A 13,557-nucleotide genomic window follows, 5' to 3' on the forward strand; every position below is an offset into this window, starting at 1 on the left:
AGATCTCCGGGGGCCCGCGGTCCGCGGCGGGCCGTTAGCTGTGCTCGCTTACCTCATCAGGCGGCTGTTCGCCGCCGTAGTGATGCTGGTGGTCATCATCCTGGTGGTCTTCAGCATCTTCTTCCTCGTCCCCAAGTGGGCGGGCGTGGACATCGCCACGAGCTTCGTGGGCAAGCAGGCGGACCCGCACGCCGTCGAGGCGGTGCGCGAGAAGCTGGGTCTGAGCGATCCGATCTACTCGCAGGTCTGGCACTTCTTCAAGGGCATATTCGTGGGCCGCACCTACGCGGCCGGCGGCGATGTCACCCACTGTGCCGCGCCGTGCTTCGGCTACTCCTTCCGCAGTGAGCAGGCCGTCTGGCCGGTGCTGACCGACCGCTTCCCGGTGACCCTGGGTCTCGCGCTCGGTGCCGCCGTGCTGTGGCTGGTCTTCGGTGTCGCCGCGGGTGTGCTCTCCGCCCTCAAGCGGGGCAGCCTGTGGGACCGCGGCGCGATGGTCGTCGCCCTCAGCGGTGTCTCGCTGCCGATCTACTTCACGGGTCTGCTCTCGCTGGCGATCTTCAGCTACGGACTGAACTGGATCAACGGCCAGTACGTCTCGATCAGCGACAGCTTCTCCGGCTGGCTGGGCGGCATGATCCTGCCCTGGATCACCCTCGCCTTCCTGTACGCGGCGATGTACGCCCGTATCACCAGGGCCACCATGCTGGAGATCCTCGGTGAGGACTACATCCGCACCGCCCGCGCCAAGGGCCTCAAGGAGCAGGTCGTCATCGGCAAGCACGCCATGCGCTCGACGATGACCCCGATCCTGACCATGCTCGGCATGGACCTGGGCGCCCTGATCGGCGGCGCGATCCTCACCGAGACCACGTTCAGCATCCCCGGCCTCGGCCAGGCCGTGCTGACCGCCATCAAGAACCAGGATCTGCCGATCATCCTGGGCGTCACCCTGATCACCTCCCTCGCGGTGCTCATCGCCAACCTCGCGGTCGATGTGCTGTACGCCGTGATCGACCCCCGAGTGAGGCTCGCATGACCGAACTCAGCAAGACCGGAGCAGCCGTGGGCGAGCCCACGGAGGCCTCGCCCGCGCCGACCTCCTTCCTCGAAGTGCGCGACCTGAAGGTGCACTTCCCGACCGACGACGGTCTGGTGAAGTCCGTCGACGGCCTCAGCTTCCAGCTGGAGAAGGGCAAGACCCTCGGCATCGTGGGCGAGTCGGGCTCCGGCAAGTCCGTGACCTCGCTCGGCATCATGGGCCTGCACACCGCCGGCCAGTACGGCAAGCGCAAGGCGCAGATCTCCGGCGAGATCTGGCTGAACGGCACCGAGCTGCTGTCCGCCGACCCCGACCACGTGCGCAAGCTGCGCGGCCGCGACATGGCGATGATCTTCCAGGATCCGCTGTCGGCGCTGCACCCGTACTACACGATCGGCGCGCAGATCGTGGAGGCGTACCGGATCCACCACGACGTCGACAAGAAGACCGCGAAGAAGCGCGCGGTCGAGATGCTCGACCGGGTGGGCATCCCGCAGCCGGACAAGCGGGTGGACAGCTACCCGCACGAGTTCTCCGGCGGTATGCGCCAGCGCGCCATGATCGCCATGTCGCTGGTGAACAACCCCGAGCTGCTCATCGCGGACGAACCGACCACCGCGCTCGACGTGACGGTCCAGGCGCAGATCCTGGACCTGATCCGCGATCTGCAGAAGGAGTTCGGCTCCGCGGTCATCATCATCACCCACGACCTGGGCGTCGTCGCCGAACTGGCCGACGACATCCTGGTGATGTACGGCGGCCGCTGCGTGGAGCGCGGTCCGGCCGAGAAGGTGTTCTACGAGCCCCGCCACCCCTACACCTGGGGTCTGCTCGGTTCGATGCCGCGTCTGGACCGCGACCAGCAGGAGCGTCTCATCCCGGTCAAGGGCTCCCCGCCCTCGCTGATCAACATCCCGTCCGGCTGCGCCTTCAACCCGCGCTGCCCGTACGCCGACGTCCCGAAGGACAACGTGACCCGCACGGTCCGCCCCGAGCTGACCGAGGTCGGGAGCAAGCACTGGGCCGCCTGCCATATGTCGCAGGAGCAGCGGGAACGGATCTGGACCGAAGAGATTGCGCCGAAGCTGTGAGTGAGAACGCAGAGGACAAAGAGGTGAAGGCTGCCGGTGCGGCCACCCTCGGCAAGGACGCCGCACCCGGCGAGACCCTGCTGAAGGTGACCGGGCTGCAGAAGCACTTCCCCATCAAGCAGGGGCTGCTCCAGCGGCAGGTCGGTGCCGTGCGCGCCGTCGACGGCATCGACTTCGAGGTCCGCGCCGGGGAGACCCTCGGCGTGGTGGGCGAGTCGGGCTGCGGCAAGTCCACCATGGGCCGCCTGATCACCCGGCTGCTCGAACCGACCGCCGGAAAAGTCGAGTTCGAGGGCAAGGACATCACGCACCTCGGTGTCGCGGGCATGCGCCCGATGCGCCGCGACGTGCAGATGATCTTCCAGGACCCGTACTCGTCGCTGAACCCGCGCCACACCATCGGCACCATCGTCGGAGCCCCGTTCCGGCTCCAGGGTGTCGAGCCGGAGGGCGGGATCAAGAAGGAGGTGCAGCGGCTGCTGTCGGTGGTCGGCCTCAACCCCGAGCACTACAACCGCTACCCGCACGAGTTCTCCGGCGGTCAGCGCCAGCGCATCGGCATCGCCCGCGCGCTCGCCCTGAAGCCGAAGCTGGTCGTCGCCGACGAGCCGGTCTCCGCGCTGGACGTGTCGATCCAGGCCCAGGTCGTGAACCTCATGGACGACCTCCAGGAGGAACTGGGCCTGACGTACGTGATCATCGCGCACGACCTCTCGGTCGTCCGGCACGTCTCGGACCGGATCGCGGTGATGTACCTCGGCAAGATCGTCGAACTCGCCGACCGGGACCTGCTGTACAAGACGCCGATGCACCCGTACACCAAGGCGCTCATGTCCGCGGTGCCGATCCCGGACCCGAAGCGGAGGAACGCCAAGAGCGAGCGCATCCTGCTCAAGGGCGACGTCCCCTCGCCGATCTCCCCGCCGAGCGGCTGCCGGTTCCACACCCGGTGCTGGAAGGCCACGGAGATCTGCAGGACGACCGAGCCCCAGCTCGTGGAGCTGCGCCCGGGCCAGCGCGTCGCCTGCCACCACCCCGAGAACTTCGAGGACCAGGCACCGCAGGACACCGTCCTGCTGACGGCCGCGAAGGAGGCCGCCGAGCTGGTCGCCGACGAGGTGCTGGCCGAGTCGGCCCAGACCTCGGAGGCGCTGGCCACGGCGGTCGCCGAGGGCGAGGTGGGCTCCGAGGAGACCGGGACCACCGAGTCGCGGGAGTCGAGCGAGGAGCAGGCGGAGGAGCCGAGCGAGACGTCGACCGAGGAGACGGCCGAGGAGTCGGCCGAGGAGTCGGCCGACGAGACGACCGAGGAGTCGACCGAGGGCGGCTCGACCGGCAAGTAAGGACACCTCAGTAAGAAAGGCTCACAGGGATGTCACCCTGTGAGCCTTTCTTTGTAAGGTTCACGCGCCCCGACAGGCGAGAATGTCGGGGTGCAGCTCCAGCCTCTCTTCAGTCCCTCGGTCCAGCACACGCTGGACGTCATCGGCATCTTCGTGTTCGCGATCTCCGGCGCGTTGCTGGCCGTCCGGAAGAACTTCGACGTGTTCGGCATCGGCGTCCTCGCCGAGGTCACCGCGCTCGGCGGGGGACTGTTCCGCGACCTGATCATCGGGGCCGTACCCCCGGCCGCCTTCACCGACCTCGGGTACTTCGTCACCCCGCTGCTCGCCGCGCTCGTCGTCTTCTTCCTGCATCCGCACGTGGAGCGGATCCAGCGGGCGGTGCTCGTCTTCGACGCGGCCGGCCTCGGCCTGTTCTGTGTCAGCGGTACGACGAAGGCGTACAGCCACGGCCTCGGCCTGACCGCGTCGGCGACGCTGGGCCTCGCGACCGCCGTCGGCGGCGGCGTCCTGCGGGACGTGCTGGCCAACGAGGTGCCGTCGCTGCTGCGCTGGGACCGCGACCTCTACGCGGTCCCAGCGATCGTCGGCGCCACGATGGTGGTGCTGTGCATCCGCTACGGCGTGCTGAATCCGTACACCAGCGGGCTCGCGGTCGTCACGGCTTTCGTGCTCCGCCTGCTCGCGATGCGCTACCACTGGCGAGCTCCGCGCGCCTGGAACCGCCGCTCGACGGTGTCAGAGGACTGAGCGGGCTCGGCGTGCGGGTGTGCCGGGGGGTGCTGCTCTGCCCCGTCAGCTCCGCGGTCAGCCACTCGAATACCGTCGGCACCTGCGGCCGCCACAGCGCCATCGAGTGCCCGCCCATGCTGCGCGGCAGGAACACCACCTTCACGTACGTCGGCGGCTTCGCGATCTGCTCCAGTGCCACACCGGCCTGGTAGCCGTCGCCGTTCTCGCCGGAGATGTAGAGGGCGATCTTCGGCGGGGTGCGGTAGTTCTTCAAGAGGTAGTAGGGGTTGTTGGCCCGCCGCAGCTCTTCGCTCCCCGCGGCCAGCGAGTTGCGCTCACCGATCGGGTCGTTGTAGCCGGAGAGGCTGACGGCGGCCCGGTAGCGGTCGGGGTGGGCGACGGCCAGCTTGGCCGCGCAGTGGGCGCCGGCCGAGTAGCCGGCCGCGGCCCAGCCGTCCGGCGCGGACTGGGCGCGGAAGTTGTCCGTGATCATCTTCGGTACGTCGATGCTCAGCCAGGTGTCCGCGTTCACCGTGCCGGGGATGTTGGCACAGCCGGTGTCGATCTTGGCGATCAGGTTCGTGCGCGGGGCCACCAGGATGAACGGGGCGACCTGGCCGCTCTTCATGAGCGGTTCCAGCTGCTCGTGCGCCTTCATGGACCCGAACCAGGCCTTCGCCGAGCCCGGGTAGCCCGACAGCAGCTCGACGACCGGGAACTTCTTGTCCTTGTAGGCCGGATCGTCGTACTGCGGCGGCAGCCAGACGTAGACCTCGGCGCTCACCCCCGACACCCGGCCCTTGAGCTGGGTGACCTTGACCCCGCCGGCCGCGTGCATGCCGGGACCGTCGGCCTGGGTGAACTTCTGCTGCACCTTGGGCAGCTTCTTGTACGCGATGCCGCCGGTGCCGTCGGCGCCGAGGTTCGCGGCCTGCTGTACATGGTTGCCCGTGCCGAGCAGGTCGGCCCAGTTGTCGTAGAGGTTGTTGGAGTTGTTGACCAACACGAAGACGAGGGTGATGGCGGTGCCCTGGGCGAAGAGCAGCATCAGTACGCGGGCCGCGGTGCGCAGGGCCTTGGGCCCGCGCACCCGCGACCAGAAGGCGAGCGGCAGTATCAGTGCAACCACGGCCAGCACGATGGTCGTGTAGAGGAACGGAGTCCCGGTGAGGCTCATGTCCCCATAGAGGGGAATCAGGGGCCTGGGGTTCTGGACGTCTCCGGGCGCTTACCGAGAAATTGCCGGAAGCTCACCCGGATGGCCGACAGGGAAACAGCTGTGTCCCGCCTCCCTGAGAAAGCTACCGCTTAGTAATTTTCTGTTGTACCGTTCACCCATGCCAGAAGGAGCCTCCGCACCCGCCGCACCGGCACCGGCCGTGATCGGCGCCGGCGAGTTCGACCGCGACACCGCCGTCACCCGGCGCGCGCCCGGGGTCTACGACATCGACCTCTCGGCCGGCTGGACCATCATCAGCGCCGTCAACGGCGGCTACCTGCTGGCCGTGCTCGGCCGGGCCCTCGCCGACACCCTGCCGCACCCGGACCCCTTCACCATCACCGCGCACTACCTGACCGCCTCGCGCCCCGGCCCGGCGGTCGTCCGCACCGAGACGGTCCGCACCGGCCGCACGCTCTCCACCGGCCAGGCCTCCCTCTACCAGTACGACGACAACGGCGACGAGGTCGAACGCATCCGCGTCCTCGCCTCCTACGGCGACCTCGCCGACCTCCCGGACGACGTCCGTACGACGGCGACGCCGCCCGCCATCCCGCCGCTGGAGCAGTGCTTCGGCGCCGAGGACGGACCGGCCCCCGTCGAGGGCAGCTCGGCGATCGCCGACCGGCTGATGCTCAAGCTGGACCCGTCGACCCTCGGCTGGGCCCTGGGCGCCCCCTCCGGCAAGGGGGAGATGCGCGCCTGGTTCGGCTTGGCCGACGGCCGCGACGCGGACCCCCTCTCGCTGCTGCTCGCGGTGGACGCGCTGCCGCCCACCGCCTTCGAGATCGGCCTGAAGGGCTGGGTCCCCACGGTGGAACTCACGGTCCATGTGCGCCACCGCCCGGCCCCCGGCCCGCTGCGGATCTCCATCACCACCCGCAACCTGGCCGGCGGCTTCCTGGAGGAGGACGCCGAGGTCTGGGACACCGACGACCGCCTGGTCGCCCAGTCCCGCCAACTCGCCCGCGTCCGTCTGCCCTGACCCCCACAGTCACCCCACCGGACCCCCTCACCCACGGCACCAGACCCACCCGACGGACCTGCCACCGGCCCGGCGGCGCTCCGGGCGCGCGGGGAGCGGCCCCGCGCGGCGGCAGGCCTGCCCGAGTGGCCTGCCGCCGGTCCGGGCTGTCGGCTTCCGGCGGATGTGCGCCCTGCCGGTCAGGCGGGTTGCGGCTCGCGGTGCCGCCCCCGGCCTGCCGCCTCCGGTCGGCGCACGCGGCACCGGCGCACCCCCACCGCCAGTCGGACTCCGGCTCGCCCGGCGGACTCCCGCCCGCGCTGCGGTGCTCCGTCCGCCCGGTGGCGTTCCTGGTGCGCGGTGAAGCGTGGTCCGCGGTGTGTCAGGCGCGGACGAGGGGCTCGCGGCCGAGCCAGGCCGCCAGTTGCTCGTAGGGGTCGGCGTTGCCGGGGGCCGGGCGGCGGGGGTGGAAGGCGGGCTTGCGGTCGGCGGCGTCGGGGGACGCGACGTCGCGGGGGCGGGAGTCGGGCAGCACCGCGCGGGCGATGGCGAGAGCGAACTCGGCCAAATCCGGGTCGAGTTCACAGGGTCGGCCGAGGCCCTCGGCGAGGTCCCAGGTGTGGGTGACGATCTCCATCACGTAGCCCGAGAGCGCCGCGTGACCCGGGACCTCGCCCCAGGGCACGCGCGCGGGCGTCGTCATCCGCTCGTCGCTCTCCCAGGCCTTGAGCGCGCGGGTCCTGACCTCGTCGTAGGCCGCCGCCCAGCCGTCGTCCTCGACACCCTCCAGGGCCGGGACGACGGCGAGCCCGTCGCCGCCCTCGCCGACCACCGCGAGGCGCAGGGTGCCGCCGACGACGTGGCCGAGCAGGGCGCGTACGTCGTACTCGCTGCACGGCGTCGGGCGGGCCAGGTCGGCGGGCCGTACGGACCCGATCAGCGCGGCCGCCTGTTCGGTGGCGCGGACGTAGACGGGGCGGGGGTCGGTGAAGCCGGTGCTGGCCATGGGGCGTTCCTCTTCCTCGGGGTGCCGCGGTCGGTGCGGCTGCGTGCCGTTCGGTGAACCGAGCCTCCTCCGATAACTTGACAGAAGCCGTCAACATTTGCGCGCGGCCTGATCGCGCTGCACGCTGAGCGCGTGAAGTCCGACCGGCTGCTGTCGATCCTGTTGCTCCTCCAGACCCGGGGCCGGGTCCCCGCGCGCGAACTCGCCGGCCGGCTGGAGGTGTCGGTCCGCACCGTCTACCGCGACATCGAGGCGCTGTCCGCCTCCGGCGTCCCGGTGTACGCCGAGCGCGGCCGGCACGGCGGCATCGAACTCCTCCCCGGATTCCGCACCGACGTCACCGGACTGACCGCCGACGAGTCCCGCGCCCTGTTCGTCCTCGCCGCCCAGGGCACCCACGCCGCGCTCGGCCTCGACGCGGCCCTCGGCTCGGCCCTGCGCAAGGTGATGGCCGCGCTCCCGGCGCCGCACCGGCCCGCCGCCGAGGTGACCAGCCGGCGCATCCTGGTCGACGCCACCCGTTGGCGCGGCGGCCCCCGGCAGGCGGAGGACCTCGCGGCCCTCCAGGACGCGGTCTTCTCCGACCGGCGCCTGCGTCTGCGCTACCGGCACAGCGGGGAGCGGGAACCGCGGACGTACACCGTGGACCCGTACGGACTGGTCGCCAAGGCCGGGGTCTGGTACCTGGTCGCCGACCGGCGCGGCCGCCCGCGGCTGTTCCGGGCCGACCGGGTGCGCTCGGCCCGGCTCCTCGACGACCCCGTGCGGCGCCGCGCCGGAGTCGAACTCGCCGACGTCTGGGAGGTGTTGCGCCGCCAGGTGGAGGAGCGGGACGGCGGGATCGAGGTCACCGCACGGGTCCGGCGGGCCCGGCTGGATCTGTTCCGGCGGGTGGCGGCCGCCGAGCTGACCGCCGTGCCCGACGACGACGGCACGGGGGAGTGGGTCACCGTCCGGCTCAGGTACCCGGTGCTCCGCGCGGTGCGCCAACTCCTCGCCTTCTCCGACCAGGTGGAGGTCCTCGACCCGCCCGAGGCACGCGCTGAGCTGCTGGCCGGTGCCCGCCGTGTCGCGGCCCTGTACCAGCCGGGCCGCTGACCCGGGATTGACAGCCGGCGGACAGGAGGGGCCCAAGTGCCGCCAAGGCAGCGTTGGTTGAGTGCGGCTCTCAGGAAATCCCCATCCTCACCGGAGCCGGTCCCCATGAAGCGTGCGCGTCTCGCCCCCGCCGTCGCCCTGCCGGTGCTCTCCCCGCTGCCGCCGGCCGCGTGCGGCCCGGGCGACTCGTCGTCCTCCGCGTCGTCCGCGTCCTCCTCGTCGTCCTCCGGCGGTGGCAACTCCGGCGGGCAGCAGGCCTGTACGGCGCCGTCCGGGATGCCCGGCGCCGGCGGCTCCCGCCGGCCGAGCGGGGCTCCGTCCGGCCTGCCCGAGGGGGCGTCCACGGCGAAGCCGACCGGCACGCCGTCGGGGATGCCGTCCGCAGTGCCGACCGGGAAGCCGACCGGGAAGCCGACGGGTGCCGCCTCGGGCGGACCGAGCGGCGGACCCGGCGGGCAGGGCGGCTGCGGCGGTGGCCCGGGCGGCGGGCGGAGCGGGGGCCGGGCCCAGTAGGGCTGACGGCCGTACGACGGCGGGGGCGGTACGCGTCGAGCGTGCCGCCCCCGCCGTTCGTGTGCGTCCGCTCAGTCGAGCCAGTGGCTGCGGCCGACGGTGATGAGCCGCAGCTGGCGCCTGGCGAGCTGGGTGACCCGCTCCCGCTGCTGGGCCGGAGCCTCCTGCGCCTCCAGGAACAGGGAGGCGGTGATGAGCATCTGGTCGACGTAGAGGTGTGCGAGCATCAGCAGGTCGTCGTCGTTCCAGCCCGCGGCCTCCGGGTCCTTGGCCAGCTCGGTCTTGACCTCCTCGGCGAACCGCTCCAGCTGGGCCCGGATGGCCTCCCGCACCGGCTGGACCCCGCCGTGCCGCTCGCGCGCGATGAAGCGGACGTGCGCGGGGTGGGTGTCCACGTGGTGCGAGATCAGCTCGATGGCGCGGGTGATGCGCTCCTCGCTGCCGCCCGCCGTCGACACCGTCGTCCGCACCATCGGGTGCAGGCTGCCCAGCGCCTCGTCGACCAGCGCCACCCCGAGGTCGGCGGTCGAGCGGAAGTGCCGGTAGAAGGCGGTCGGGGCGACACCGACGGCACGGGTGACCTCGCGCAGACCCAGGCTGCTCAGGCTCTGCTCCTCCAGCAGCGCGAGCGCGGCGTCGAGGAACGCCTGCCGGGTCTTCTGTTTCTGCGCCTGCCGGATGCCGAGGGTGTGACTCATGTCATCCAGTTAACAACTGTTCTCTGGAATTGGAAAGCCGCGGAAGGCGCTAGACTCTAAGTCAGTGAACAACTGTTACTACAACTGTTCACCCAAACTTCACACCGGCCCCGACGCCGGCCCGGACCGGGCCGGTGCGAGGCCTCTCGGAGGGGGGATCTGATCCCATGTTGTTCCTCGTCGCCGCACTCATGCTCTTCGGCGTCGTGCTGGGCACCGTCGCCCACGCACCGCTGACCGTCACCGCCCTCATCGCCGCCGTCATCGCCGTCTGGCTCGGCGTCTTCGCGATCCGCGAGCGCATCGGCCGCCGACGCGGCACGCAGGCCAACTGACCGTCCGCCACGACTTCCTGGAGCTTGAGCATCATGCAACTCACCGCACCGGTCACGAGCGGCACCGACACCCGGCAGGGACCGCGCGACGCCGACGGCATGGCCGTGGCGTCCTTCATCCTCGGCCTGCTCGGCCTGCTCGTCCTCAACATCTTCCTCGGCCCGATCGCCATCGCCCTGGCCGTGGTCTCCCTGTGGCGGGGCACCGTCCGCCGCGGCCGCGCCTGGCTGGGCCTCGCCCTGGGCGTCGCGGACCTGGCGGTCCTGGTCCTGTCGATGCAGCTGAGTCACACGGTGTCCTGGAGCCTGTAGGGCCCGGAGTGCGCAGGGGGTACGGCCCGGCCGCGCCGGGCGCCTCACCGCCGAGTCGGGGTGAGCGCGCAGCTTGGCGCATCCGCGGCCGAGACGGACCGAGGAGGCCCCGTAGAATCAGGGCACCATGGCTTACCTCGACCACGCCGCGACAACCCCCATGCTCTCGGAGGCGGCAGAGGCACTCACCGCCCAGCTGAGCATCACGGGCAACGCCTCTTCCCTGCACGCGGCCGGCCGCCGGGCCCGCCGTACCGTCGAGGAGTCCCGCGAAACCCTCGCGGAAGCACTGGGCGCCCGCCCCAGCGAGGTCGTCTTCACCTCGGGCGGCACCGAGGCGGACAACCTCGCCGTCAAGGGCCTGTACTGGTCCCGCCGCGCCGCCGACCCGGCCCGCACCCGGGTGCTGTCCAGCCCTGTCGAGCACCACGCCGTCCTCGACGCCGTGCACTGGCTCGGCGAACACGAGGGCGCGACGGTCGAGTACCTGCCCGTCGACTCCTACGGCCGCGTCCACCCCGAGGCGCTGCGCGAGGCCATCGCCCGCAACCCCGACGACGTCGCCCTGGTGACGGTGATGTGGGCCAACAACGAGATCGGCACGCTCCTGCCGATCCGTGAACTCGCCGACGTCAGCGCCGAGTTCGGCATCCCGCTGCACTCCGACGCGGTCCAGGCCTTCGGCCAGGTCCCGCTGGACTTCGCCGCCTCCGGCCTCGCCGCGATGACCGTGTCCGGCCACAAGATCGGCGGCCCGTACGGCATCGGCGCGCTGCTGCTCGGCCGCGAGTACAGCCCCGTCCCCGTCCTGCACGGCGGCGGCCAGGAGCGGCACGTCCGCTCCGGCACCCTCGACGTCCCCGTCATCGCCTCCTTCGCCGTCGCGGGCCGGCTCGCCGCCGAGCGGCGCGAGGGCTTCGCCCGCGAAGTCGGCATGCTGCGCGACCGGTTGATCGAGGCCGTGCGCGACGCCGTACCGGACGCGATCCTCGGCGGCGACCCGGACTCTGAGGGGCGACTTCCGGCCAACGCCCACTTCACGTTCCCCGGCTGCGAGGGCGACTCCCTGCTGCTCCTGCTGGACGCCCAGGGCATCGAGTGCTCCACCGGCTCCGCCTGCACCGCGGGCGTCGCCCAGCCCAGCCATGTGCTCCTGGCCACCGGCACCGACCCGGAGCTGGCCCGCGGCACCCTGCGCTTCTCCCTCGGGCACACCTCGACCGAGGCGGACGTGAAGGCGGTGGCCAAGGCGATCGGCCCGGCGGTGGAACGGGCGCGCGCCGCGGGCCTGAGCTGAGACGCGCCGGTGCCGCTCCACGCTGTGGAGCGGCACCGCTGCATGACGCGACCTACGAGGCGGGTTCCCTTCGCCGGTATTGTCCGGATCAGGTAGCTGGGGGTCGCCTTCCGGTCCAGTCCTTGCGACCTTCCGGCCTCTCAGCCCGAGCGTCGACGTCGGCACCAGCGGAGATCTCGTACCTCTCGGTGAAGGGAGATCCTGTATCTCTCGCTGAAGTCGGCTACTCCGCTTGGACTCCCTCACTCGTCTCGTAGGTCTATTTCCAGGATAAATCGGTCTGAATGGCACGCAAGGGGTCTGGGCCTTGATTTTTTACGGAGCCGCCTCCCGGGGCCCGTACCCTGGAAGGGCTATGACTGAGACCCCGCAGCGCCCCCTCCGTGTCCTCGCCGCCATGTCCGGCGGAGTCGACTCCGCCGTCGCCGCCGCGCGCGCCGCGGAAGCCGGGCACGACGTCACCGGCGTCCACCTCGCGCTCTCCGCGAACCCGCAGTCCTTCCGCACCGGCGCGCGGGGCTGTTGCACCATCGAGGACTCACGTGACGCCCGCCGCGCGGCCGACGTCATCGGCATCCCGTTCTACGTCTGGGACCTCGCCGACCGCTTCCGCGAGGACGTGGTCGAGGACTTCATCGCCGAGTACGAGGCCGGCCGCACCCCCAACCCCTGCCTGCGCTGCAACGAGAAGATCAAGTTCGCCGCGCTGCTCGACAAGGCGCTCGCGCTGGGCTTCGACGCGGTGTGCACGGGCCACTACGCCAAGGTGATCGTGCGCGAGGACGGCTCCCGCGAGCTGCACCGCGCCTCCGACATGGCCAAGGACCAGTCGTACGTCCTCGGTGTGCTGGACGAGAAGCAGCTCGCCCACGCCCTGTTCCCGCTCGGCGACACGGTCACCACCAAGGACGAGATCCGCGCCGAGGCCGAGCGCCGGGGCCTCGCCGTCGCCAAGAAGCCCGACTCGCACGACATCTGCTTCATCGCCGACGGCGACACCCAGGGCTTCCTCGCCGGGCGGCTCGGCAAGGCCGAGGGCGACATCGTCGACGAGTCCGGCACCCGGCTGGGCACCCACGACGGGGCGTACGGCTTCACCATCGGTCAGCGCAAGGGCCTCAGGATCGGCACGCCCGCCCCCGACGGCAAGCCGCGCTACGTCCTCGACATCTCCCCGGTGACCAACACGGTCACCGTCGGGCCGGCCGCCGCCCTGGACGTGGTGGGCCTGACCGCGATCAAGCCCCGCTGGTGCGGCACCGCCCCCGCCGGCTCCGGCACCTACACCGCCCAGCTGCGCGCGCACGGCGGCGAGACCGAGGCCACCGCCGAGCCGGTCGACGGCGAGCTGCGCGTGACCTTCACCGAGCCGGTCCGCGGCGTCGCCCCCGGCCAGGCGATCGTCCTGTACGACGGCACGCGGGTGGTGGGCTCGGCGACGATCGCGACGACCACGCGCGCGACGGCTGCCGCGCTGTAGCTCTCCGGTACTACGGGGCCGGCCCGGGGGGCCTAGTACTGCAACCGCATCTGGGGGTTGTGCCCTCGACGTTTGTAGTGGGAGCGGCGGGCTCGTGCCTGGCTGTGTCTACGGAAGTGTGACCAGCGGAGATGGTGTTCGTTGGTGTGGTGGCGAGGCGTGATGACGATGTGCCCGATCAACCGGCGGATCTCCGGGACGCTGAGGGGTATGAGGTTCTGCTCGTCTTCTGCGTTGCCCCTTTTGCGGCCTCTTGTGCGCGGACTGCGGTCAGGTAGGCGAGCGCGGCCATCGACAGGGTGATGTGCCGGTACCAGGCCCGGTAGAGCCGGACCTGGTAGTGGTCCAGGCCGCACTCTCCCTTGGCGGTCTGGAAGCACTCCTCCACCGCCCACCTCGCTGCGGCGACTTTGACCAGGTCTTTCAG

Annotated in this window: 14 protein-coding genes and 1 pseudogene; 11 read left to right on the forward strand and 4 right to left on the reverse strand. The window is 71.2% G+C overall.

Going from position 1 to position 13,557, the window contains the following annotated elements; all coding sequences use genetic code 11:
- Positions 1-40: 40 nt before the first annotated feature.
- The 4 genes from ACZ4MF_RS39290 (at position 41) to ACZ4MF_RS39305 (ending at position 4,226) form a co-directional block, all read left to right on the forward strand.
- A complete protein-coding gene (locus ACZ4MF_RS39290; protein ID WP_356034562.1) occupies positions 41-1,039 on the forward strand; it encodes an ABC transporter permease in 999 nt (332 codons plus the stop codon).
- Positions 1,036-2,133 carry an ABC transporter ATP-binding protein gene (locus ACZ4MF_RS39295; protein WP_467497844.1) on the forward strand — a complete coding sequence of 366 codons (1,098 nt, stop codon included), beginning with the start codon at positions 1,036-1,038 and terminating at the stop codon, positions 2,131-2,133. The genes ACZ4MF_RS39290 and ACZ4MF_RS39295 overlap by 4 nt, the downstream gene beginning before the upstream one ends.
- Positions 2,130-3,476: an ABC transporter ATP-binding protein gene (locus ACZ4MF_RS39300; protein ID WP_467497846.1), complete on the forward strand. Its 1,347-nt coding sequence runs from the start codon at positions 2,130-2,132 to the stop codon at positions 3,474-3,476. Before ACZ4MF_RS39295 ends, ACZ4MF_RS39300 begins: the two co-directional genes overlap by 4 nt.
- A gap of 90 nt (positions 3,477-3,566) precedes the next feature.
- Positions 3,567-4,226: a trimeric intracellular cation channel family protein gene (locus ACZ4MF_RS39305; protein WP_467497848.1), complete on the forward strand. Its 660-nt coding sequence runs from the start codon at positions 3,567-3,569 to the stop codon at positions 4,224-4,226.
- Here ACZ4MF_RS39305 and ACZ4MF_RS39310 read toward each other — a convergent pair.
- Complete coding sequence (locus ACZ4MF_RS39310) at positions 4,135-5,385, reverse strand: alpha/beta hydrolase (RefSeq protein WP_467497850.1); 1,251 nt, start codon at positions 5,383-5,385, stop codon at positions 4,135-4,137. The genes ACZ4MF_RS39305 and ACZ4MF_RS39310 overlap by 92 nt on opposite strands.
- A 160-nt stretch (positions 5,386-5,545) precedes the next feature.
- Between ACZ4MF_RS39310 and ACZ4MF_RS39315 the strand changes: the two genes are divergently transcribed.
- Complete coding sequence (locus ACZ4MF_RS39315) at positions 5,546-6,412, forward strand: thioesterase family protein (RefSeq protein WP_467497852.1); 867 nt, start codon at positions 5,546-5,548, stop codon at positions 6,410-6,412.
- A 361-nt stretch (positions 6,413-6,773) separates the two neighbouring features.
- On the opposite strand, the gene ACZ4MF_RS39320 is transcribed toward ACZ4MF_RS39315, so the two are convergent.
- On the reverse strand, positions 6,774-7,397 hold the full coding sequence (locus ACZ4MF_RS39320; RefSeq protein WP_467497854.1) for a TIGR03086 family metal-binding protein: 624 nt from the start codon (positions 7,395-7,397) through the stop codon (positions 6,774-6,776).
- 132 nt (positions 7,398-7,529) lie between these two features.
- Here ACZ4MF_RS39320 and ACZ4MF_RS39325 point away from each other — a divergent pair, with 132 nt between their 5' ends.
- Together ACZ4MF_RS39325 and ACZ4MF_RS39330 are read left to right on the forward strand one after the other, a co-directional pair.
- Positions 7,530-8,495: a helix-turn-helix transcriptional regulator gene (locus ACZ4MF_RS39325; RefSeq protein ID WP_467497856.1), complete on the forward strand. Its 966-nt coding sequence runs from the start codon at positions 7,530-7,532 to the stop codon at positions 8,493-8,495.
- A 105-nt stretch (positions 8,496-8,600) separates the two neighbouring features.
- On the forward strand, positions 8,601-9,008 hold the full coding sequence (locus tag ACZ4MF_RS39330; protein ID WP_467497858.1) for a hypothetical protein: 408 nt from the start codon (positions 8,601-8,603) through the stop codon (positions 9,006-9,008).
- A 71-nt stretch (positions 9,009-9,079) separates the two neighbouring features.
- Here the strand turns inward: ACZ4MF_RS39330 and ACZ4MF_RS39335 are convergent, their stop codons facing one another.
- A complete protein-coding gene (locus ACZ4MF_RS39335; protein WP_467497860.1) occupies positions 9,080-9,706 on the reverse strand; it encodes a TetR family transcriptional regulator in 627 nt (208 codons plus the stop codon).
- 167 nt (positions 9,707-9,873) lie between these two features.
- Here ACZ4MF_RS39335 and ACZ4MF_RS39340 point away from each other — a divergent pair, with 167 nt between their 5' ends.
- The 4 genes from ACZ4MF_RS39340 (at position 9,874) to mnmA (ending at position 13,130) form a co-directional block, all read left to right on the forward strand.
- A complete protein-coding gene (locus tag ACZ4MF_RS39340; RefSeq protein ID WP_177239734.1) occupies positions 9,874-10,041 on the forward strand; it encodes a hypothetical protein in 168 nt (55 codons plus the stop codon).
- Between the two features lie 33 nt (positions 10,042-10,074).
- Positions 10,075-10,353 carry a DUF4190 domain-containing protein gene (locus tag ACZ4MF_RS39345; RefSeq protein WP_467497862.1) on the forward strand — a complete coding sequence of 93 codons (279 nt, stop codon included), beginning with the start codon at positions 10,075-10,077 and terminating at the stop codon, positions 10,351-10,353.
- Between the two features lie 127 nt (positions 10,354-10,480).
- Positions 10,481-11,650 (forward strand): cysteine desulfurase family protein, encoded by a 1,170-nt coding sequence (locus tag ACZ4MF_RS39350; protein WP_467497864.1) that lies wholly within the window; start codon positions 10,481-10,483, stop codon positions 11,648-11,650.
- A 355-nt stretch (positions 11,651-12,005) separates the two neighbouring features.
- Positions 12,006-13,130: a tRNA 2-thiouridine(34) synthase MnmA gene (gene mnmA, locus ACZ4MF_RS39355; protein ID WP_467497866.1), complete on the forward strand. Its 1,125-nt coding sequence runs from the start codon at positions 12,006-12,008 to the stop codon at positions 13,128-13,130.
- Between the two features lie 178 nt (positions 13,131-13,308).
- Here mnmA and ACZ4MF_RS39360 read toward each other — a convergent pair.
- Positions 13,309-13,557: pseudogene (locus tag ACZ4MF_RS39360) on the reverse strand (IS701 family transposase); the annotation flags it as partial.

The sequence above is a fragment of the Streptomyces sp. NPDC025793 genome (assembly GCF_055558375.1).